Annotated in this window: 21 protein-coding genes and 1 pseudogene; 15 read left to right on the forward strand and 7 right to left on the reverse strand. The window is 53.1% G+C overall.

Going from position 1 to position 20,515, the window contains the following annotated elements; all coding sequences use genetic code 11:
- The first annotated feature begins 40 nt into the window (after window positions 1-40).
- Complete coding sequence (locus O1724_RS10160; RefSeq protein ID WP_003857766.1) at window positions 41-235, forward strand: YdiH family protein; 195 nt, start codon at window positions 41-43, stop codon at window positions 233-235.
- Between the two features lie 46 nt (window positions 236-281).
- Here the strand turns inward: O1724_RS10160 and O1724_RS10165 are convergent, their stop codons facing one another.
- Both O1724_RS10165 and O1724_RS10170 read right to left on the reverse strand, forming a co-directional pair.
- Window positions 282-911, reverse strand: a complete 630-nt coding sequence (locus O1724_RS10165; RefSeq protein WP_126296624.1) for a helix-turn-helix domain-containing protein — start codon at window positions 909-911, stop codon at window positions 282-284.
- 77 nt (window positions 912-988) lie between these two features.
- Window positions 989-1,648, reverse strand: coding sequence for a winged helix-turn-helix transcriptional regulator (locus O1724_RS10170; RefSeq protein WP_126296623.1), 660 nt, complete (start codon window positions 1,646-1,648; stop codon window positions 989-991).
- A gap of 354 nt (window positions 1,649-2,002) precedes the next feature.
- On the opposite strand from O1724_RS10170, the gene O1724_RS10175 reads away from it, so the two are divergent.
- The 6 genes and pseudogenes from O1724_RS10175 (at window position 2,003) to O1724_RS10200 (ending at window position 8,007) form a co-directional block, all read left to right on the forward strand.
- A complete protein-coding gene (locus tag O1724_RS10175) occupies window positions 2,003-2,533 on the forward strand; it encodes a fimbrial protein (protein ID WP_022650915.1) in 531 nt (176 codons plus the stop codon).
- Window positions 2,534-2,590: 57 nt separating this feature from the next.
- Complete coding sequence (locus tag O1724_RS10180; RefSeq protein ID WP_126296622.1) at window positions 2,591-3,268, forward strand: fimbrial biogenesis chaperone; 678 nt, start codon at window positions 2,591-2,593, stop codon at window positions 3,266-3,268.
- 27 nt (window positions 3,269-3,295) lie between these two features.
- Window positions 3,296-5,839, forward strand: a pseudogene (locus O1724_RS10185) (fimbria/pilus outer membrane usher protein).
- 1 nt (window position 5,840) lies between these two features.
- The gene (locus O1724_RS10190) at window positions 5,841-6,788 is read left to right on the forward strand and encodes a fimbrial protein (protein ID WP_126296620.1); all 948 of its coding nucleotides are present in this window, start codon (window positions 5,841-5,843) and stop codon (window positions 6,786-6,788) included.
- Window positions 6,789-6,799: 11 nt separating this feature from the next.
- On the forward strand, window positions 6,800-7,312 hold the full coding sequence (locus O1724_RS10195) for a fimbrial protein (protein WP_022650916.1): 513 nt from the start codon (window positions 6,800-6,802) through the stop codon (window positions 7,310-7,312).
- A 41-nt stretch (window positions 7,313-7,353) separates the two neighbouring features.
- Window positions 7,354-8,007: a helix-turn-helix transcriptional regulator gene (locus O1724_RS10200; RefSeq protein ID WP_023324523.1), complete on the forward strand. Its 654-nt coding sequence runs from the start codon at window positions 7,354-7,356 to the stop codon at window positions 8,005-8,007.
- A 51-nt stretch (window positions 8,008-8,058) separates the two neighbouring features.
- On the opposite strand, the gene fdhF is transcribed toward O1724_RS10200, so the two are convergent.
- The 4 genes from fdhF to ycgZ all read right to left on the reverse strand — a co-directional run bounded on the left by fdhF (window position 8,059) and on the right by ycgZ (window position 11,275).
- Window positions 8,059-10,209, reverse strand: coding sequence for a formate dehydrogenase subunit alpha (gene fdhF, locus O1724_RS10205; RefSeq protein WP_058673108.1), 2,151 nt, complete (start codon window positions 10,207-10,209; stop codon window positions 8,059-8,061).
- Window positions 10,210-10,402: 193 nt separating this feature from the next.
- Complete coding sequence (locus O1724_RS10210) at window positions 10,403-10,681, reverse strand: biofilm/acid-resistance regulator YmgB/AriR (protein WP_003857748.1); 279 nt, start codon at window positions 10,679-10,681, stop codon at window positions 10,403-10,405.
- Between the two features lie 29 nt (window positions 10,682-10,710).
- On the reverse strand, window positions 10,711-11,031 hold the full coding sequence (locus O1724_RS10215; protein WP_126296619.1) for a hypothetical protein: 321 nt from the start codon (window positions 11,029-11,031) through the stop codon (window positions 10,711-10,713).
- 4 nt (window positions 11,032-11,035) lie between these two features.
- Window positions 11,036-11,275, reverse strand: a complete 240-nt coding sequence (gene ycgZ / locus O1724_RS10220; protein WP_003857747.1) for a regulatory protein YcgZ — start codon at window positions 11,273-11,275, stop codon at window positions 11,036-11,038.
- Between the two features lie 339 nt (window positions 11,276-11,614).
- Here ycgZ and O1724_RS10225 point away from each other — a divergent pair, with 339 nt between their 5' ends.
- Entirely contained in the window at window positions 11,615-12,835 is a 1,221-nt protein-coding gene (locus O1724_RS10225) for a diguanylate phosphodiesterase (RefSeq protein WP_003857746.1), read from the forward strand.
- A gap of 189 nt (window positions 12,836-13,024) precedes the next feature.
- Window positions 13,025-13,753, forward strand: coding sequence for a MerR family transcriptional regulator (locus tag O1724_RS10230; protein ID WP_045342730.1), 729 nt, complete (start codon window positions 13,025-13,027; stop codon window positions 13,751-13,753).
- A 110-nt stretch (window positions 13,754-13,863) separates the two neighbouring features.
- On the opposite strand, the gene O1724_RS10235 is transcribed toward O1724_RS10230, so the two are convergent.
- Window positions 13,864-14,319, reverse strand: a complete 456-nt coding sequence (locus O1724_RS10235) for a DUF3828 domain-containing protein (RefSeq protein WP_104468937.1) — start codon at window positions 14,317-14,319, stop codon at window positions 13,864-13,866.
- A gap of 631 nt (window positions 14,320-14,950) precedes the next feature.
- Here O1724_RS10235 and sufA point away from each other — a divergent pair.
- The 6 genes from sufA to sufE are packed head-to-tail and all read left to right on the forward strand — an operon-like array spanning window position 14,951 to window position 20,468.
- Entirely contained in the window at window positions 14,951-15,319 is a 369-nt protein-coding gene (gene sufA, locus O1724_RS10240; protein ID WP_003857741.1) for a Fe-S cluster assembly scaffold SufA, read from the forward strand.
- A gap of 8 nt (window positions 15,320-15,327) precedes the next feature.
- Complete coding sequence (sufB, locus tag O1724_RS10245) at window positions 15,328-16,818, forward strand: Fe-S cluster assembly protein SufB (protein ID WP_003857739.1); 1,491 nt, start codon at window positions 15,328-15,330, stop codon at window positions 16,816-16,818.
- A 9-nt stretch (window positions 16,819-16,827) separates the two neighbouring features.
- On the forward strand, window positions 16,828-17,574 hold the full coding sequence (gene sufC, locus O1724_RS10250) for a Fe-S cluster assembly ATPase SufC (RefSeq protein WP_003857736.1): 747 nt from the start codon (window positions 16,828-16,830) through the stop codon (window positions 17,572-17,574).
- Window positions 17,549-18,820 (forward strand): Fe-S cluster assembly protein SufD, encoded by a 1,272-nt coding sequence (sufD, locus tag O1724_RS10255; RefSeq protein ID WP_126296618.1) that lies wholly within the window; start codon window positions 17,549-17,551, stop codon window positions 18,818-18,820. Before sufC ends, sufD begins: the two co-directional genes overlap by 26 nt.
- Window positions 18,817-20,037: a cysteine desulfurase SufS gene (gene sufS, locus O1724_RS10260; protein ID WP_126296617.1), complete on the forward strand. Its 1,221-nt coding sequence runs from the start codon at window positions 18,817-18,819 to the stop codon at window positions 20,035-20,037. The genes sufD and sufS overlap by 4 nt, the downstream gene beginning before the upstream one ends.
- A 14-nt stretch (window positions 20,038-20,051) precedes the next feature.
- Window positions 20,052-20,468 carry a cysteine desulfuration protein SufE gene (sufE, locus tag O1724_RS10265; RefSeq protein ID WP_015570705.1) on the forward strand — a complete coding sequence of 139 codons (417 nt, stop codon included), beginning with the start codon at window positions 20,052-20,054 and terminating at the stop codon, window positions 20,466-20,468.
- The last annotated feature ends 47 nt before the right edge of the window (window positions 20,469-20,515 follow it).

Raw genomic sequence — 20,515 nt, forward strand, 5'->3', positions numbered from 1 at the left:
GTGATATACTGGTCACGTTTTGAACATAAGCGAGGACATCATGGATACTGAAATAACCCCAACACAGCTGGCAATTGAATATTTACGTCGCGATAAAAGCAATCTGTCTCCAGCGCAGTACCTGAAAAAGCTGAAACAGCTTGAGCTGGAATTTACGGATTTGCTGGCGCTCTCTTCAAACGAACTGAAAGAAGAGATCTACTTTGCCTGGCGGTTGGGCGTTCACGTCCATTAAGCAGTGAAGAAAAGGCCGCAAGCGCGGCCTTTTTTGTGTCTGACAGTCAGTATCTGGCAGGCAGTTTATTAATTTTAATCAGCCGGCCTTCTTCCATTTCGATGAACCCGCCCGTTTTCAGGTCAGCCAGGATCCGCATTACGCCGCTGCGGGAAAGCTGGGTTTTATCCCTGATATACCTTTCCGCCGTCACGCTACGTCGGTAGCTGTCATCTTCCTGCATCAGCAGCACGAGCTGCTGGCGAATCATCTCGTACGCGGTTGGCGCGCCTTTCGGCATGACGTTGTGATAAAGCCGGTTATAGACAAACATCAGATGATTAGAAAGCAGCCCCCACAGCGCCTTCTCTTTGATAATTTCAGCCACCCGATCGGTCGTGAGCACACCAATCAGGCAAGGCGTTACCGTTCGAAGGTAGTCGGTAAAATAGATGTCCGTCAGGTTACCGAGGCCAAACAGGGCGGGACTGCGCGCCGTCGAAAGCATCATGTCGTCGCTTCTTCTGTATATGGCGACCGTGCCGTCAAGAATTAAATAACACATGCTCTGCCCGTTTACCTGGAGATTAAGTTGCTCGCCGGGATCGGTTTTATGCGTGGTGCAGTGCGGCTGTAAATGAGAAATCAGTTCCTGAGCATAGGGAGATCCGCGATGCGATGGTTTGTCAGAAGACATAGCGTTAACCTGGAAAGAGACTGTACTCTCTATAGTGTCGCTCTTCTTTTCCACCTTCTCCAGAGATAAATACAGCCTCAGTATTTACGGGGTAAGTGATGGATCTCTACTAGAACGCCACGCTCCATGGTGATGTATTTCCCCGTCCGCAACTCCGCGAGGATCCGCATAATGCCGCTGCGTGAAAGATAGGTGCGGTTTTTGATATAGGCTGCGGCGGTAATGTTTTGTCTAATGGCTTCAGGCTCCTGCATCAACTCAACCAGCTGAAAGCGGATAATGTCATAAGCCGACATTTGCGATATCTGGGCGCAATGTTCGTAAACGCGCGATGCGGTATAGATCAGCAGGTTTGAGAAGTGCTCCCATAAATTCTGTTGTGCGACAACATGATTGAAACGCGCCAGCGAAACGCTGGCCACCTCTGAGGTTTCCAGCGCTCTGACGTACAGGTGCTCAGACGATAACTGGCTGCTCACGCCGAGTATAAATGGCGCAGATTCAGAATTTAAGACGATACCGTCCCCGCGACGGTGCAACGCCACGCTGCCATGCAACAGTAAAAAGCATTGACGGGTATCGCCGGAGCAATAATGGATAATTTCTCCTCTGGCAATAATGCCTCTCTCCGCATGCGGCAAAACATTATCGATTATTTTTTCAATGTGCTTAAAAGGCTTAGCGCCGAGCACTGTTGATTTATCAATTTCTGACTCAGGCGCGAATCGGGTATTCATTTGAGACCTCACTGACTGATGCGATCATTTTTTGATCAGCATAAAGAATTATCTTAAAAAACAGCAGGTCAGGGAATGTTAGCAGCGAGTCTAATTATAGACTTATCTTTTTTTAAGTGTTAATTAATTGAAATTGCAACTTTTTTTGTTCAGGTCTAAAAGTAGACTGTGGACATTATTCTTAAGCTATTCCCGAGTGAATATGTTTTTTATTTGTTAAAAGAGGGTCTACAGCTAGACCTCAAAATTGATTGTATGCGGAAAAGGAGTTGTATAAATTTTGACTCGTCGGAAGGGGTTTAATTTCTGCAACTGAATGTCGGTAATAAATAGAGTAATACGGGGTATAAAATTATGAATAAAAAATTGATGATGGCAATGTTAGCGGCAGGTTCTGTACTCACTATGACCAATGCATTGGCAGCGGCCGGTACCGTTAATTTTAACGGAAATATTCTGGATTCTGCCTGCGACGTTGATGTGGCATCCCAGAATCAGGTGGTGGTATTGGGCGATTATTATAAAACGGAATTCCCGACAACCGGGGCGAGAACGGCTGCGACGCAGTTTAATATTATTTTGAAAAACTGTCCGGTAACGGTCACCAATGCAAAAGTCCGTTTTGATGGCACGCCGGATTTAACCAACGCCAGCCTGCTGGCGATTGATACGTCCGTGGCGGGAGCGGCTACCGGGGTGGCGATTAACCTGATGACGGCAGATAAAGCCGATCTGCCGCTGCACGGCAGCAACAGCTATACCTACGCACTCAGCAGTACGGCTGATAATACGTTGAGCTTCTACGCGCAGTATATTTCCACCGCGGCATCCGTTACCGCGGGCCCGGCTAACTCGGTCGCGAACTTCTCTGTGGTGTACAACTAAGTCAATGGCAGTAATTAGCAGGGGGCCGCCTGGCCCCTTGTTTTATGAGGTAAAAAAATGCGTTTTATCACCACAACGGGCCTGGTTATGGCGCTGTTACCGCTGACGTTAACATCCGCCAGTGCAGGAGTAATTATTGGCGGCACCCGTGTTATTTTTGATGGGGCTAAAAAAGAAGCGTCAATAAATATTACGAATCCTGATAACGGTCCTTATTTAATTCAGTCGTGGATAGATGTTCAGGATGAACAATCGGGTAAAGCGCCTTTTATTATTACTCCTCCGCTGTATCGGCTGGACGGCGGACAAAAAAACCTCGAGCGTATTGTCATGACAGGCTCTCTGCCTCAAGGGCAGGAGAGTTTATTCTGGCTGAACATCAAAGCTATTCCGTCAGCCTCTAAGCAGATGAACTCGCTGCAAATTGCCGTCAAAACGCGCATCAAATTAATTTATCGACCAGAGGCTCTTCGTGCGTCTACCCCCGAGGAGCAGGCCAATAAATTAACCTGGCGTCGTGCGGGAAATACCCATCTGGTTAATAATCCAACGCCGTACGTTATCAATTTCAATGAAATTACGTTGGGTAATAAGAAACTTGACGATGTCACGTATGTGATGCCTTCGGGCACAGCCCGTTTCCCGTTACCGAATGGAACCAGTGGCAATACGCTGACGTTTAAAGTCATTAACGATTATGGCAGCCCTGGTGAATTACACCGGGCTAGTTTGTGATCCTTACGCGTTAATCAGGTGCTCGTCATGACAACGGCATTGAATACAATGCAGCCTGCGCGCCTGGCAATATTTATTGCCCTCGCGCTTGCTGGTGTCTCTCCCACACTGTATGCCAGTGAGACGTTTAATACGGAACTGGTAGAGCTGGATAATCCCGGAATGGGGAAAGCGGATTTATCTGCCTTCGAATCCGGCTCGCAGGCGCCCGGGACATACCATGTTGATATTATTCTTGACGATCGGCTGCTGGAAACGCGGGATATTCGTTTCATGGCAGTGAAGGATGCTAACGGCAGTGAAACGTTGCAGCCGTGCCTGAGTCTCGGGCAGTTAAAAGCGTGGGGCGTGAAAACGGCGCTTTTCCCGCAGCTCGACGCCGCGGAAGGAGAATGCGCCGATCTCAGGGCGATTCCACAGGCCAGCGCGGATTTCCAGTTTGGCGCCCAGCGCCTGGCGATCAGCATCCCACAGGCGGCCATAGACCTGCCAGCGAGAGGTTATGTTCCGCCGGATATGTGGGATGAAGGCATTACCGCGGCCATGCTCAACTACAGCCTGAGCGGGGCAAACAGCCGGGCAAGAAGCGGGGCAGGCACCCGCAGCGACAGCCAGTATGCAAACCTGCGGCCGGGGATCAACGTCGGTCCCTGGCGGTTACGCAACTACACCACCTGGTCCCGCGATGCGTCCGGCCAGGATAAGTGGGACAACGTCTACACCTTGATGCAGCGCGCGATTATTCCCCTGCAAGCCCAGCTTACGCTCGGAGACAGTTCCGCGCCTGCCGATGTCTTTGACAGCATGCCGTTTCGCGGCGTCCAGCTGGCGTCCGACGACGATATGCTGCCGGATTCCCTGAAAGGCTATGCGCCGGTGGTGCGCGGTATTGCGCGAACTAACGCGCAGGTCGTGGTGCGTCAGAATGGCTATCAAATCTACCAAAGCTACGTGGCGCCGGGCGCGTTTGAGATCGCGGATATGTATCCCACCGGCGGCGCGGGCGATCTTGATGTCACGATCGTCGAAGCCGATGGCAGTGAGCAACATTTCACCCTGCCGTACGCTTCGCTGCCGGTCCTGCAACGGGAGGGGCGACTGAAATATGCCCTTACCGCCGGGCAATATCGCTCGTATAACCGTAGCGTGGAGTAAACCCCCTTCGGGCAACTGACCGGAATTTACGGCCTCCCTCACGGGATCACGCTCTATAGCGGCGTCCAGGGGGCAGATAAGTACCAGTCGGTGGCTCTGGGGATGGGCAAGAACATGGGCGATCTCGGGGCAGTATCCGCAGACGTCACCCAGAGCTGGTCAATGCCGGAGCATACCGCGAAAACAAGCGGTCAGTCGTGGCGGGCCAGATACAGCAAGAATTTTATCACTACCGGGACCAACTTTTCGATTGCCGGGTATCGCTACTCGACCCGCGGCTATTACGGGATGCAGGACGTCCTCGGTTCGTACGGAGACAGCAGCGCGCTTCAGGACAGGCGACGTAACCGTGCCGAGCTGACGATGAGCCAGACGCTGGGGGACAACCTGGGCGCGCTTACCCTCAGTGCGGCGCGGGAAGATTACTGGAATTACGGTAAGTCGATGGCTTCGTGGAGCGTCGGCTATAGCAACTACTGGCACAACATCAGCTATGGCCTGACATGGACCTACAGCAAAAATGTCCGCTCAGCGTCAGAAAACCGCAAAAGCCAAAAAAACGCTGACCACGACCAGCTTCTGTCGTTCAACGTCAGCATTCCGCTGGATAAATTTTTGCCGCAGACATGGGCTAACTATGGCATGAACGCCAGCAGCAATAACGGGACGACGTATAACGTCGGCCTGAACGGGGTGGCACTCGAGAACCGTGCCCTGAGCTGGAACGTCCAGCAGGGATATGGCACAGAGGGCGTGGGGAATACCGGCAACGTGAACGCGGACTATAAAGGCACCTATGGCGAAGTCACGGCAGGTTATGGTTATGACAAAAACAGTGAACGCCTGAATTACGGGCTGCAAGGCGGCATTCTCGCCCATGCTGATGGCATCACGCTTTCCCAGCCGCTGGGGGAGACCAGCGTCTTAATCAAAGCCCCAGGCGCCTACTACGTGGATATCCGCAATCAGCCCGGTGTACGGACAGATTTTCGCGGATATACGGTCGTGAGCAACCTTTCTGTCTACCGGAAAAACGATCTCACCCTCGACCCGGAAACGATGCCGGACGATGTCGAGCTGGAGATCAACACCCGCACGGTGACGCCGACGCGGGGAGCGGTGGTGAGAGCCGATTATCTGCCGAAGTCAGGTCGCCGGGTGCTGATGACCTTGACCGATAACGACCGCGCCGTTCCGTTTGGGGCGGTGGTCACCCTTGTGGGTGATGACAGCGGCAGTTTTATTGTCGGCGACCGCGGTCAGGTCTATTTAACCGGGATGCGCGAGCAGGGAACGTTAGTCGCCACATGGGGAAGTCAATCCAGCCAGCAATGCCGCGCTGATTTCACGCTGCCGAATCACTCAATGTACGGTGGGATCGCTGATATGCGCGCCACCTGCCGTCAGGAACGCTAACATGAAATGTCTTAACACGATGCTGCTGCTCTGTTTGCTCGCGGCGGGAAGTATCGCTCGTGCCGGTACCTGCACCACCATCATCCCACAGCTTTCCACCCTGTCCGTGGGGACGATCAACGTGCAGCGCGATGCGCCTGTCGGCACGGTGGTATTTTCCGGCGCGGCGTCAGCCACAGGCTCCTATCTTACCGGGTGTACGAATCCGCTGATGCTGGGATTCAGCATGCGCTACAACAGCGCCACGTTGAGCAGCTACGGCAACCATGTTTACAACACGAACGTCAGCGGGATAGGGATACGCTTTTCCTCCAACGGCTATTTTGAAAACCCGAGCAATACGTTCTCGTACAATGCGCAGACCTCCTATGTGGACTGGTACGGCGGGAGGATTGAGCTGGTGGTGACCGGCCCGGTCTCATCGGGGGCATTAACCCCGGGGGTGATTGGCGTCGTGACGCTTCAGGGAAGCGACGGCCTCTACCGTGACGGTCTGACCACGCAGCTCACCTCCGGCAACATCAATGCCCTGGCGTGCACGGTGAATACGGCCCAGATGACGTTTCCGATAGGGGATATTCCCGCTTCGGCGTTCGGCACCGTGGTGGGCACCACGCCAGCGGGAGCACAGAACACGCAAAACCTGGGCTTAACCTGCGCCGCCGGAACCAATATTACGGTCTCGCTCAGTGGAATACAGAATCCGGACAGCGCCAATACCAGCGTGATGGCCTTAACCGGGCAGGGAAATGCCGGCACTGCAAAAGGGGTGGGGGTGCAGCTAATCTATAACGGTGCACCGCTGGCGATGAACAGCCGACTATTTTTGCGACAGTCTGCCGGGGGGCAAGAGACGTTGCCATTAACGGCCCGATATTACCAGACGTTAACCCGCGTGGAGTCAGGTTCAGCGAATGCCTCCGCCACCCTGAATTTGACCTACCAGTAGCAGGTAAGAAGATGAAAATAAGATGCAGGACACTGCTGTTACTTGCCTTACTCAGCGGGAAGGTATGCTCCGCTGATAGCGTCAACATCGGTGTGACGGGAAATATCGTGGCGTCGCCATGCATATTTAATGGCGGCAATAACAATCTCGATGTCAATCTGGGCAATATTCAGGCAACCAATATGGCGACGCCGGGCTCAACATCGGATCCGGTGCCTTTCAGTCTGCTGTTTACCCAGTGCCCAACGGGAACGCAGAGTGTGACCGTCGCTTTCACCGGCAGCCCCGATCCTGAGGCGGGCGCGGACTATTTTATGAACAGCGGTTCGGCCACACATGTGGCGATAGCCATGCGCGATGCCCAAACCGGTGCGCTTAAAGGAACAGGCTCCAGCATGACCCAGACCATTGCCGCGGACAGAACCGCGACATTAGCTATGCTGGCCTCGGTAAAATCCATGACGGGGGGCGCCACGCCGGGAAGCATCCGCGCGGTTGTGGTGATGACGATGCAGTACAACTGAATGCCGGTGATAAGCCTTTTTTAAAGACGTTGGTGTGAACTATGTTAAATATTCTGATTCAGGAAACGGATCTGTTTTTTCAGGCTGGGCTACAGAGCTTTTTCGAAGATTTTTTTAAGCATAACTTTCATCGCTCCATCACTTTTCACCTGGCGCTGACCAATGAAAACGTCAGCCAGGCCGATATTATTGTTCTTTCATTATGTCAGGGGGAAACGCTGACCTGTTTTCCGGAATTACTGGCCCGGCAAAAAGGAATTGTGATAGGTCTCGTCGACGATGAGCTGCGCTTTTCGGCGCTGCCTTCCTGCTTTCAGGACATTATTTTTCTTCCTCGCCGGGCATCGCTTGATCGTATTAGCGGCGTTCTGTTTATTGCGTGGTTCACGACGCAATTACCGGGTTACACCTGGAATAAAAAGACCTGTTTCGACTGCCAGCATAAAGGGTTATCCCGGCAACAAATTCGTATTCTGGTCAATTTTTACCGAGGGCTGTCGGTAGTGCAGACCGCTCAGGCGCTGGAGATGAGCGAAAAAACGGTCTTTACCCATAAATATATGATGATGCAAAAATTTAATCTGCGAAGCGATTACGAGCTGATCGTACTGTTGAGAAGGCTGATGGAGAAAAAGAGCCGGCCGAACCTGCTTCGCGATTACCTGGAAAATAATTATGCACAACAAATAGCCTGAAACGGCAGCGGATAGCTGGCCGGGCAGCGATAGCCGCCACCCGGCAAGCATTTAAACGTTAACCGCAGCGATCAACCGCGACTTCATGGACTGATACGCCGATGCGGCATAGTCCTCTGCCCAGCGCTGGTCCTCGATTGCCTCAAGCTGCACGGCGCAATACTTCGTTTCCGGCGTTCTGGAGATCGGGTCGAGATTATCCTGCGTCAGCTCATTACAGGCGCCAATCCACCACTGGTAGGTCATATAGATTGCTCCCGCATTGATGCGCTCGCTGATGCTGGCGCGGGTGATCACTTTACCCCGGCGTGAACGTACCCAGACCAGCTGGCCTTCGGCAATCCCCCGTTCATCCGCGTCGGCCGGGTTAATTTGCACCCGGCCCGGCTCGTCGGCCAGGCTTTGCAGCGCGGCGCAGTTCCCGGTCATGGAGCGGCAGGAGTAGTGGCCCACTTCGCGCACTGTGCACAGTACCAGCGGGTAATCCGCATCCGGTGTCTCCGCCGGGGCGCGCCAGGGGGCGGCAAATAGCTGGCCTTTGCCAGTGGGGGTGTCGAACTGATTATCCTTGTACAGGTAGGGAGTGCCGGGATGATCGAGGGTTGGACAGGGCCACTGCACATGACCCATCTCGCCCATTTTTTCGTAGGTCACGCCGTAGAAGAGGGGGCACAGCTCGCGCATTTCGTCCCAGATCTGCTGGTTATCCTCGTAATGCATGGGATAGCCCATTTCCGTGGCCAGCAGGCTGATGATCTCCCAGTCACGCCTGACATTGCCGCTGGGCTCAATGGCTTTGCCGAAACGCTGAAAGCCGCGATCGGCACAGGTGAACACACCGGCGTGTTCTCCCCATGAGGTGGCAGGGAGCAGCACGTCAGCCAGCTCTGCCGTTTTGGTCATAAAGATGTCCTGAACCACCACAAAATCGAGCGCCTCAAAGCCGCGGCGGACCAGACCCAGATCGGCTTCTGTCTGAAGCGGATCTTCCCCCATGATGTAATACGCTTTGATCTTACCTTCCAGCGCGAGATGCGGCACTTCGGTGATACGCGTTCCGACGCGATCGTCCATCCGGTTGACATTGATTTTCCACGCATCGGCAAATTTCAGTCTGACCGCCGGATCAGTGACGTCCTGGTAGCCGGGGAACATATTGGGCAGAACACCCATATCGCAGGCGCCCTGAACGTTATTTTGCCCGCGAACCGGCCCCACGCCGACGGCAGGGCGGCCCAGATTGCCGGTCAGCAGTGCCAGGCTGGAGAGACCTTTCACCACATCGACCGCCTGACCAAACTGCGTGACGCCCATACCCCACATCACCGTTGCTGAAGGCGCCGCTGCGAACATGCGCATTGCCTGACGAACATCCCGCGCGGGGATCCCCGTCAGATGTTCAACCTGCTCGGGTGCGTAATCTTTTACCGTCAGTCGGTACGCCTCAAGCCCTTCTGTAAAGCGAGCAACGTAGTTTTTATCGTACAGTTCCTCTTCAAGCAGGACATAGCCAAAGGCATTGACCAGCGCCATGTTACTGCCATTTTTTAACTGAAGATGAAGATCGGCAATGCGTGCCGTTTCAATATGACGCGGATCGCAGACAATGATTTTAGCGCCATTTTCACGTGCTTTAAGCACGCGTCGGGCGACGATGGGGTGAGAGTCGGCGCAGTTATAGCCGAATACCAGCAGGCATTTTGAGTTTTCAATATCGTTAATGGAATTGCTCATGGCGCCGTTGCCGAGGGTCTCCTGTAAACCGGCAACGGACGGACCGTGACAGACGCGGGCGCAGCAGTCGACGTTGTTAGTATTCAACACCGCACGGGCAAATTTTTGCATCACATAGTTGGTCTCATTGCCCGTTCCCCGCGAGGAACCCGTGGTCATAATGGACCGAGGGCCGTACTGTTCTTTGATGCTTTTAAGCCTGTAAGCGGTATAGCGAATGGCCTCTTCCCAGGTAACAGGGGTAAAGGCCTCGCCTTTGCTGTAGCGGATCATGGGCTGCGTCAGGCGGGGGGTAAGCAACTGAGTATCATTAAGAAAGTCCCAGCCGTAGAACCCTTTCAGGCAAAGCGTGCCCTGATTAGTTACGCCATCAGCGGCTTCGGCACGGATAATCCGATTATTTTTAACGACGAGGTTAAGTTTGCAGCCTGCACCGCAGTACGGGCAGACGCTGGCGATTTTTTTCATCAATAACAGACCTGTTAAGAAATGAAGCAATGTTTACTGGAAAGCCCAGTCCCTTAGCGGACTAAGCAGGATCCATGCCACATTCGGCGTGCTTGATTAACAGGGCGTTAGGGGAGAGAGGGCGTGTCATCGTCAGTCCGTTCGTCAGAATTGACGATGACACGCTATCCGAAGAGATGGGAAGAGAGAGGCGTTAAAGATCGTCCATGGTGTAACCGACGACAATTTCCAGCGTCTTGCGGATCACATCCGCCTTAACGACATCGTCGGTGGATTCCAGCGTCTGGATCAGCCAGAGAATGATCGCTTTGTTGGTCAGATGACCTTCGGAAGCAAGAACACAACGAACCGCAGTCGAAAAAATGGCAGACTCTTCAGCAAAGCGATCGCCTGCGTGACGGAAATACTCCGACAACGCGCTATCTAAAAAGGCGGAGTGGTATTCGGGTTGAAGCTGAATATTTTGTCTCATTTGTTCTCACCGTAGCTGTAAAGTTGTAGTCAATGTATCTTTTTGGGATCGGACGGTTTTCCATTTCCAAATAACGGCACTACATTGTCTCGGTTATTTTTGAGAGATCCCTCTCTCTGAATTCGTCCTTGTGCGGTTCTGCGACCTTTAAAAGCGACCGTGCCAGAGCTGATTTCAGCTATCATCCTCGCTAATGTCTCCCGCCGCTGGGGATCCGTCTCACAGGCTTGCATGTTACGCAGACGCTGAACCAATCCCTCGGTCGTTACAGGACCGCGCTCCTTCAAAAGTGAAAGAGCGGCTTCTCCAATAAGCTGGTCGATCAGTCTGTCCGCATCACTGCTGTTCATAACATTAACGTTCGAAGAGCAGGCCAAGAAGCATGTGATAATGATGCTCCTCTTCCGGGCCATTGGCCTTTTCAAGGCGACTTAACAGTTTTGTGCAGAGCGATTTGCGATTCAGATTCCGTCCGTCGCTAAGGATTTCAACAACAACCTGACCCAATGTTTCCTGTTGGGTTGGAAGCGCGGCTTTTTCGAAGTACTGCGCAATTGCTGTTGCTGTGTCTGCGAGGTGTCCGTTCTGCTGCATGTTTCGCTCCTGTAAATTTTCGTAATCAGTAACGTTACATTTAAGGTATACATAATTTTCAAATCTGTACATTAAAAATGTACAATTTTTTAAATATTTTATTATATATTTGATAAAGTATATATTTATCATATGGTTATATGTATACAGCTTACTGCTAAATTCACAAAATATATTGTACAATTCGAAGTGGCGTTGCAGAGTTGTACAAGCCCGGAAAAGGCGCAAAGAAGTCATGTAAATTGTTGAGATGTAAATTATTTATTGGGTAATTAATGTGCTATAACAGAGTTCTCCCCACGTGTTTTCGTGGTCACCCCCTCAATCTTCAGGATTAGCATGCTCACAACCATTATTTACCGCAGTCATATCTGCGAGGACGTTCCAGTGAAAGCGCTGGAAGACATGGTCGCTGCTGCAAATTGTAGAAATCGCCAGTTCGATGTGACGGGGATTTTGCTGTTTAACGGCACACACTTCTTTCAGTTACTTGAAGGGCCCGCTGATAACGTTAAGGAGATCTATCAGCTCATCTGCCGTGACCCACGGCATCACAACGTGGTCGAATTATTAAGCGATCACGGGCCTTCAAGACGTTTTGGCAACGTAGGTATGGAGCTCTTTGACCTTCGTCAGTACGACACCGACGAAGTGCTACAAAAGGTACTCGATAAAGGCACAACCCGCTATCAGCTGACCTATAACGATCGCGCCCTACAATTTTTCCGCACCTTCGTTGAGGCCACTGAAAAAGCCAACTACTTTGAGCTGCCTCCGGCTGACGCCTGGGAGTTTGTCACCGAAAACACGCCATTATCCTCCCAGCCAACGGTAGTGGCAAAGGGCGCGGACTGTAGTTTCGCATTTCAACCTATCGTCGATCCGTTTATGCAGCAGGTGGTTTCCTGGGAAGCCCTGATCCGCACGCCGTCCGGTGAGTCCCCGGAAAGCTACTTTGCCAACCTGTCGCGTGAGGCGCTGTACGAATCGGATCTGAAGAGTAAGCAGGTGGCTTTGTCGATGGCCAGCGCGCTGGGCCTACAGACTCAAACGTTGTCCATTAATCTGTTGCCGATGACGCTGGTCAATGTTCCTGGCGCCGTCGATTTTTTACTGACGGCAATTGAGGCGAACGGTTTTGTGCCGGAGCAAATTGTGGTCGAGTTCACCGAGAGCGAGGCGATCTCGCGCTTCGAAGAGTTCACCAGCGCGGTCAGACAGCTTAAAAGCGCCGGGATCAGCGTGGCCATCGATCACTTTGGCGCGGGATTCGCCGGTCTGCAACTGCTGGCCCAGTTCCAGCCGGACAGAATCAAGATCAACCGTGATTTGATTGCTAACGTGCACAAGAGCGGCCCGCGTCAGGCAATCATTCAGTCAATCATTAAATGCTGCGCCTCCCTGGAAATTCTGTTCTGTGCGGTAGGCGTAGAGCTGGCTGAAGAGTGGATGTGGCTGGAATCTGCCGGGATTTCTCAGTTCCAGGGGCACCTTTTCGCCAGCCCGCGTCTGGGGGGCATTCCGGCGATTGCCTGGCCCGAGAAAAAGTACGATTTATAAAAAACCTGTACGTAACTGTTAAAAGTGACCTGTACGTACGGCTAAATTTATACAACAATATATTAACGAGTGAGTGGTTCTTTGAGCCATTCACTTGTCTCAGAACGAGGAGTTAGTTATACAAATGATTTGTACAATCTGATAAGGTTGGTTTGGTTAGGTATGGAAGTATTGTGCGTGAGGGAGTTAATGGCCTATTACAGTATCGGCGAAGTGGCCGAACGATGCGGTATCAACCCCGTTACGTTGCGTGCCTGGCAGCGCCGTTATGGATTGTTGAAGCCGCAGCGAAGCGAAGGGGGCCATCGTCAGTTTGACGATGAAGATATCCTGCGTATCGAAGAGATCAAACGCCTGATGAAAACGGGTGTTTCGGTCGGTAAAGTAAAAGCGCTTCTTGAAAATACAGAAGTGATGACTCAGGGGAACTGGGCATCGTTTCAGGAAGAGATGTTAACCGTTCTGCGCTATGCCAGCCCGGCAAAACTGCGCGCCAAAATCGGCGAGTTCCGCCGCGACCATGCGATGGATGTTCTGATAGATAACATCATCACCCCTGTGCGTCAGCGAATGAACCAGGACCAGAATACGGTGCGTCACATGGCGAGCCTGCTCGATGGTGTCCTGATTGAGTTTGCCGTTACAAGCCTGGGTGAGTCGCGAAAAAAAGCAGGTAAGGATGCGCTGCTGATTGGGTGGGAGTGCGACGACCGTACGCATTTATGGCTGGAAGCTGCCCGTCTTGCCTATCAGGGCTGGCATATTGACGTGCTGGCTGAGCCGATTGATTCTCCGCGTCCGGAACTCTTTCCCGGGCAAAAAATTTTCGTCTGGACCGGTAAAGCGCCTACGCCTCGTCAACAGGAGCAGCTCGACCACTGGCGTGAACAGGGTTTCGCCGTTTCGATCCATCACTGATGTTAAGGGGGCCAACGGTAAACCGCCAGCGCGGGTTTTTAGCCTTCTGGCGATACGACAGGGGTATCCGCGAAGATGCATAGCATCAGTACCCCTGTCATATCGTCGGTTTATTCCATCATCAGGTTGTCTGAAATATTCATACTGGCCACGGATTCAACTTTCCACACGCCATCTTCCTTGACCATGCAGTCAATTACGGTGTGATCCCGCTTATTGCCGAATGAGATATAAACCTGCATACAGGCGGCATCGTAATCCAGCGCCCGCGCACTGACGATGCCCCAGTCATCTTCATATCCCTGAGCCTTGATGAACATATCGACGTCAGGCACGTCATATTCATCTGGATCCAGCTTATCCATGTCTTTGAGTTTGCTGATGGTTTTACGGGTTACATAGGGCCTCAGCGCTTCATAGTTTTTCAGGGGCTCTTTCCCGATAATAATTTGCGAGATGTACCACTTATTAAACTGAAGGGCAGCGGATACCTCAGGGGGTAACTTCTGTGCAGCTGATGCGAGAGTGGGCAGAAGCAGGATCGCCAGAATTAAATTGCTTTTCATATCTTTAACATAATGTGTTCTGTAGATTAGCACCGCCGGAGCGAATGGATTTTGAAACAAATTCTGCACATCTTTTTTGGCTATACTGACCTGCATGCTGGCGAGCATAAACTGCGGCTTTATGGGCACTCCACATAATTTAATCCCTTACTGAGTGAGTGGTTAAAAAGGGAAACATTACGCCGAAAAGGGACAAGTTTATGTAATTAATCATGATCGGAATTTAACCACTATCAGACTGATAAATAATGGTTAACTCATCCATCAAACGTCTTTATGCGCGCCCAGGTAAGGCAAAAAAGATTAAAAAGAACCTGGCTTAAGGGAGATGCATACGTAAAAAATGTATAGGGTGCCAGGGCGTACTTTGGCTATCTTAAAAATAGGTATTTCCAATACAATTTTTATCATTGCCCGCCGCCTTACCGCCATTCTCATGAAATGCATTATTTATCAATGCATTGAACAAATCTAACCATCCCATCCGCATCCCGTCACAGGGTCTATGCTTAATGAAAGTAGCCAAAAAGGGCGGTTTAGCCCAAAGCCCCTGCTCGCAGGGGGTTGAAGTGATAATCGTTATCACTAACATGGTGTTATGCCCTGGTGGCTTATCAGATGAGGTGGACCTATGGAACTGCATTCAGAAACCTTCAATCCGGCCGATTTTGCCTGGCGTGGCTTAACGCTGACGCCCGCGGCGGCGGCGCATATTCATGAGCTGGTGGCAAAAAATCCCGACATCCTCGGCGTACGCTTAGGCGTTAAGCAGACTGGCTGCGCGGGATTTGGCTACGTGCTGGATACCGTAACCGAACCTGAAAAGGACGATCTGGTCTTTGAAACCGACGGTGCAAAGTTATACGTCGCACTACAGGCGATGCCTTTTATCGATGGAACCGAAGTCGACTACGTTCGGGAAGGTTTAAACCAGTTATTCAAATTTCATAACCCGAAAGCCCAGAACGAATGCGGCTGCGGCGAAAGCTTTGGGGTATAGGCGGTACTATGTCTCGTAATACTGAAGCAACGAGTGATGTAAACACCTGGAGCGGCGGACACCTCAACTATAAAGAGGGTTTCTTCACGCAGCTGCAAACCGATGAACTGGCGAAAGGCATCAACGAAGAGGTCGTGCGCGCCATTTCGGCGAAACGTAACGAGCCGGAGTGGATGCTGGAGTTTCGCCTGAGCGCATTCCGCGCGTGGCTGGAGATGGAAGAACCCCACTGGCTGAAAGCGCATTACGATAAGCTGAACTATCAGGATTATAGCTATTACTCTGCGCCCTCCTGCGGCAGCTGTGATGATACCTGCGCCTCGCAACCCGGTGCGGTACAGCAAACCGGTGCCGAGAACAGCTTCCTGAGTAAAGAGGTGGAAGAGGCGTTCAATCAGCTCGGCGTGCCCGTGCGCGAAGGCAAAGAGGTGGCGGTAGACGCCATTTTTGACTCCGTCTCGGTGGCAACCACCTACCGTGAAAAACTGGCGGAGCAGGGGATTATTTTCTGCTCCTTCGGGGAAGCCATTCACGATCACCCGGAGCTGGTGAAAAAGTACATTGGCACCGTGGTACCCAGTAACGATAACTTCTTCGCGGCACTGAATGCGGCGGTGGCGTCAGACGGTACCTTTATCTACGTGCCGAAAGGCGTGCGCTGCCCGATGGAGCTCTCGACCTATTTCCGCATCAACGCGGAAAAAACCGGCCAGTTTGAACGCACCATCCTGGTGGCCGATGAAGGCAGCTACGTTAGCTACATTGAAGGGTGCTCCGCTCCTGTGCGCGACAGCTACCAGCTGCACGCGGCGGTGGTAGAGGTGATCATCCATAAAGATGCGGAAGTGAAGTACTCTACGGTACAGAACTGGTTCCCGGGCGACGGCAACACCGGTGGTATTCTGAACTTCGTCACCAAACGCGCGCTGTGCGAAGGCGAAAACAGCAAAATGTCCTGGACGCAGTCAGAAACCGGCTCCGCCATTACCTGGAAATACCCGAGCTGTATTCTGCGCGGCGACAACTCCATCGGTGAGTTTTACTCCGTGGCGCTGACCAGCGGTCATCAGCAGGCCGATACCGGCACCAAGATGATCCACATCGGTAAAAACACCAAATCGACCATCATCTCCAAAGGGATCTCTGCCGGTCACAGCCAGAACAGCTATCGCGGGCTGGTGAAAATCATGCCGACGGCTACCAACGCGCGTAACTTCACCCAGTGTGACTCCATGCTGATTGGCGCGGACTGCGGGGCGCATACCTTCCCGTATGTCGAATGCCGCAATAACAGCGCCCAGCTTGAGCATGAGGCAACTACGTCACGTATTGGTGAAGATCAGCTTTTCTACTGCCTGCAACGCGGGATCAGTGAAGAAGATGCGATTTCAATGATCGTTAACGGCTTCTGTAAGGACGTGTTCTCTGAACTGCCGCTGGAATTTGCCGTTGAAGCCCAGAAACTCCTCGCCATTAGTCTTGAACACAGCGTCGGTTAAGGAAAGCACATGTTAAGCATTAAAGATTTACAGGTTAGCGTGGAAGAGAAAGAGATCCTGCGTGGCCTCAATTTTGACGTCAAACCGGGTGAAGTTCACGCCATCATGGGGCCAAACGGCTCCGGGAAAAGTACGCTTTCAGCGACGCTGGCAGGACGCGAAGATTATGAAGTTACCAGCGGCTCCGTTGAGTTTAACGGCAAAGATCTGCTGGAGATGTCGCCGGAAGAGCGTGCCGGCGAGGGCATCTTTATGGCCTTCCAGTATCCGGTGGAAATTCCGGGCGTCAGCAACCAGTTCTTCCTGCAAACCGCGCTGAACGCGGTGCGCAAGTATCGCGGCCTTGAGGCGCTGGATCGCTTTGACTTCCAGGATCTGATGGAAGAGAAGATTAAGCTGCTGAAAATGCCGGAAGATCTGCTGACCCGCTCGGTAAACGTGGGTTTCTCCGGCGGTGAGAAGAAACGTAACGATATTCTGCAAATGGCGGTTCTGGAGCCAGCGCTGTGCATTCTCGATGAGACCGATTCAGGGCTGGATATCGATGCCCTGAAGATCGTTGCCGACGGGGTGAACTCCCTGCGTGACGGCAACCGCTCATTTATCATCGTGACTCACTATCAGCGAATTCTGGACTACATCAAACCGGACTATGTCCACGTGCTTTACCAGGGACGCATTGTGAAATCCGGTGACTTTACGCTGGTTAAACAACTGGAGGAGCAGGGTTATGGCTGGCTTACCGAACAGCAGTAATGCACTTCAGCAGTGGCACCGGCTGTTTGAAGCGCAGGCTGGAGCGCGCTCTGAACAGGCTCAGCACCATCTCCAGCAGATGCTGCGTCTCGGTTTACCGACGCGTAAACATGAGAACTGGAAATATACCCCGCTGGATGGCCTGCTGAACGGCGAGTTTGTCACCCGTCTGGCGCAGGTCAGCCTCGATCAGCGCGATGTGCTGGCGCTGAGTGTGGATGCCGTGCTTCTGGTGTTTGTCGACGGTCTGTTCCGTGCGGAGCTGAGCGACAGCGTGCAGGAGAGCGGGTTCGATATCGTCATTAACGATGAACGTCAGTCGCTGAACGCGCCTGTTCAGCCTGAAGTCTTCCTGCACCTGACAGAGAGCCTGTCACAATCTGTCACCCATATTCGCGTTAAGCGTAACCAGCGCCCGGCGAAACCGCTGCTGCTGATGCATATCACCCAGGGCGTTGCGGGTGATGAGATTAACACCGCCCACTATCGCCACCATCTTGAGCTGGCAGAAGGGGCGGAGGCGACGGTGATCGAGCATTACGTCAGCCTTAACGACACCCGTCATTTTACCGGTTCGCGTCTGACGATGAACGTGGCGGCCAATGCCCAACTGCACCACATCAAGCTGGCGTTTGAAAATCCGCTCAGTCACCACTTCGCCCACAACGATATTCTGCTGGGCCAGGATGCCGCGGCGTACAGCCATAGCTTCCTGCTTGGCGGCGCGGTGCTGCGCCACAATACCAGCACCCAGCTGAACGGTGAAAACACTATGTTGCGTATTAACAGCCTGGCGATGCCGGTGAAGTCAGAAGTGTGCGACACGCGCACCTGGCTTGAGCATAACAAAGGCTACTGCAACAGCCGTCAGCTGCACAAAACCATCGTCAGCGACAAAGGACGTGCGGTGTTCAACGGCCTGATCAACGTGGCGCAGCACGCCATCAAAACTGACGGGCAGATGACCAACAACAACCTCTTGCTGGGACGTCTGGCAGAGGTGGACACCAAACCACAGCTGGAAATCTATGCGGACGACGTGAAATGCAGTCACGGCGCGACGGTCGGGCGTATTGACGATGAGCAGATGTTCTACTTGCGCTCGCGCGGGATAGACCAGCAGGCCGCGCAAAAGATGATTATTTACGCCTTTGCGGCTGAGCTGACGGAAGCGCTGCCCGATGGCGGACTTAAACAGCAGGTGCTGGCCCGTATCGGTCAGCGACTGCCTGGAGGCGAAGCATGATATTTCCCGTAGAGAAAGTCCGGGCAGATTTTCCGGTACTGACCCGTGAAGTGAACGGTCTGCCGCTGGCCTATCTCGACAGTGCGGCCAGCGCGCAAAAACCGAATCAGGTGGTGGATGCGGAAGCCGAGTTTTACCGCCACGGTTATGCGGCGGTACATCGTGGGATCCACACCCTGAGCGCCGAGGCGACCCAGCGCATGGAAAACGTGCGCACGCAGGTTGCGGCCTTCCTCAACGCGCGTTCGCCGGAAGAGCTGGTATTCGTGCGCGGCACCACCGAAGGGATCAACCTGGTGGCTAACAGCTGGGGCAATGCGCAGGTGCACGCGGGAGATAACATCATCATCACCCAGATGGAGCACCATGCCAACATCGTGCCCTGGCAGATGCTCTGTGAGCGTGTGGGGGCGCAACTGCGGGTGATCCCCCTGAATGAAGACGGCACGCTCCAGCTGGAAAAGCTGGACGCCCTGCTGGACGACAGAACGCGGCTGGTGGCGGTGACCCACGTTTCAAACGTGCTGGGCACGGAAAATCCGGTGGCGCTGATCGTCGACAAAGCCCATCAGGCCGGTGCGAAAGTGTTGATTGATGGTGCCCAGGCGGTGATGCACCATGCGGTTGACGTTCAGGCCCTGGACTGCGATTTCTACGTCTTCTCCGGGCACAAGCTGTATGGCCCGACGGGCATCGGCGTATTGTATGTGAAAGAGGACATTCTCCAGGCCATGCCGCCGTGGGAAGGGGGCGGGTCAATGATCGCCACCGTCAGCCTGACGGACGGCACAACCTACGCCCGTGCGCCCTGGCGCTTCGAGGCGGGTACGCCCAACACGGGCGGGATCATCGGGCTGGGCGCGGCCATTAGCTACGTCTCTGAAACGGGGCTGGCGGCGATTCAGGAGTACGAACAGCTGCTGATGCATTATGCCTTGCAGGAGCTGGCCAGCGTCCCGGAACTGACCTTATATGGCCCTGCTGACCGTCTGGGGGTGATAGCCTTCAACCTCGGCAAGCATCACGCCTATGATGTGGGCAGTTTCCTTGATAATTACGGCGTCGCCGTACGTACCGGGCATCACTGCGCGATGCCGCTGATGGCGTATTATCAGGTACCGGCTATGTGCCGCGCATCGCTGGTGATGTACAACACAACGGAAGAGGTCGACAGACTGGTGGCGGGACTAAAACGTATTCACCAGCTGCTTGGCTAACGGAGAGGCGAGAGATGGCAGATTTGCCGGACAGAGATAAATTGCTGCGCAACTTTGGGCGTTGCGCGAACTGGGAAGAGAAATACCTTTATATCATCGAACTGGGTCAGCGCCTGCCGCCGCTCAGCGAAGAGGCGCATAACCCGGACAACATCATTCAGGGCTGCCAGAGCCAGGTATGGATCCTGATGCAGCAGACGGATGAAGGCGTAATTCAATTACAGGGTGACAGCGATGCCGCCATTGTGAAGGGGCTTATTGCCGTCGTATTTATTCTTTATCACCAGATGTCGGCGCAGGATATTGTCGCCTTTGACGTTCGCCCGTGGTTTGAAAAAATGGCCTTAACTCAACACCTCACCCCGTCCCGATCCCAGGGGCTGGAAGCGATGATCCGCGCCATACGCGCCAAAGCCGCAATCCTTAGCTAAACTGACAGAACAGCATTCATTCTGTTTCGCGGGGTGGTTTCCACCTC

It is taken from the genome of Enterobacter cloacae complex sp. HYC074_NIDB (assembly GCF_056673345.1).

Bases quoted from the DNA above. Each gene is read 5' to 3' on its own strand.
- O1724_RS10230 (WP_045342730.1), top strand. From the start codon at position 13,025: ATGGCCTATTACAGTATCGGCGAAGTGGCCGAACGATGCGGTATCAAC.
- sufS (WP_126296617.1), top strand. From the start codon at position 18,817: ATGATATTTCCCGTAGAGAAAGTCCGGGCAGATTTTCCGGTACTGACC.
- sufB (WP_003857739.1), top strand. From the start codon at position 15,328: ATGTCTCGTAATACTGAAGCAACGAGTGATGTAAACACCTGGAGCGGC.
- O1724_RS10175 (WP_022650915.1), top strand. From the start codon at position 2,003: ATGAATAAAAAATTGATGATGGCAATGTTAGCGGCAGGTTCTGTACTC.
- O1724_RS10195 (WP_022650916.1), top strand. From the start codon at position 6,800: ATGAAAATAAGATGCAGGACACTGCTGTTACTTGCCTTACTCAGCGGG.
- O1724_RS10170 (WP_126296623.1), bottom strand. From the start codon at position 1,648: ATGAATACCCGATTCGCGCCTGAGTCAGAAATTGATAAATCAACAGTG.
- fdhF (WP_058673108.1), bottom strand. From the start codon at position 10,209: ATGAAAAAAATCGCCAGCGTCTGCCCGTACTGCGGTGCAGGCTGCAAA.
- sufD (WP_126296618.1), top strand. From the start codon at position 17,549: ATGGCTGGCTTACCGAACAGCAGTAATGCACTTCAGCAGTGGCACCGG.
- O1724_RS10200 (WP_023324523.1), top strand. From the start codon at position 7,354: ATGTTAAATATTCTGATTCAGGAAACGGATCTGTTTTTTCAGGCTGGG.
- O1724_RS10180 (WP_126296622.1), top strand. From the start codon at position 2,591: ATGCGTTTTATCACCACAACGGGCCTGGTTATGGCGCTGTTACCGCTG.
- sufC (WP_003857736.1), top strand. From the start codon at position 16,828: ATGTTAAGCATTAAAGATTTACAGGTTAGCGTGGAAGAGAAAGAGATC.
- O1724_RS10190 (WP_126296620.1), top strand. From the start codon at position 5,841: ATGAAATGTCTTAACACGATGCTGCTGCTCTGTTTGCTCGCGGCGGGA.
- O1724_RS10235 (WP_104468937.1), bottom strand. From the start codon at position 14,319: ATGAAAAGCAATTTAATTCTGGCGATCCTGCTTCTGCCCACTCTCGCA.
- O1724_RS10225 (WP_003857746.1), top strand. From the start codon at position 11,615: ATGCTCACAACCATTATTTACCGCAGTCATATCTGCGAGGACGTTCCA.
- sufA (WP_003857741.1), top strand. From the start codon at position 14,951: ATGGAACTGCATTCAGAAACCTTCAATCCGGCCGATTTTGCCTGGCGT.
- sufE (WP_015570705.1), top strand. From the start codon at position 20,052: ATGGCAGATTTGCCGGACAGAGATAAATTGCTGCGCAACTTTGGGCGT.
- O1724_RS10160 (WP_003857766.1), top strand. From the start codon at position 41: ATGGATACTGAAATAACCCCAACACAGCTGGCAATTGAATATTTACGT.
- ycgZ (WP_003857747.1), bottom strand. From the start codon at position 11,275: ATGCAGCAGAACGGACACCTCGCAGACACAGCAACAGCAATTGCGCAG.
- O1724_RS10165 (WP_126296624.1), bottom strand. From the start codon at position 911: ATGTCTTCTGACAAACCATCGCATCGCGGATCTCCCTATGCTCAGGAA.
- O1724_RS10215 (WP_126296619.1), bottom strand. From the start codon at position 11,031: ATGAACAGCAGTGATGCGGACAGACTGATCGACCAGCTTATTGGAGAA.
- O1724_RS10210 (WP_003857748.1), bottom strand. From the start codon at position 10,681: ATGAGACAAAATATTCAGCTTCAACCCGAATACCACTCCGCCTTTTTA.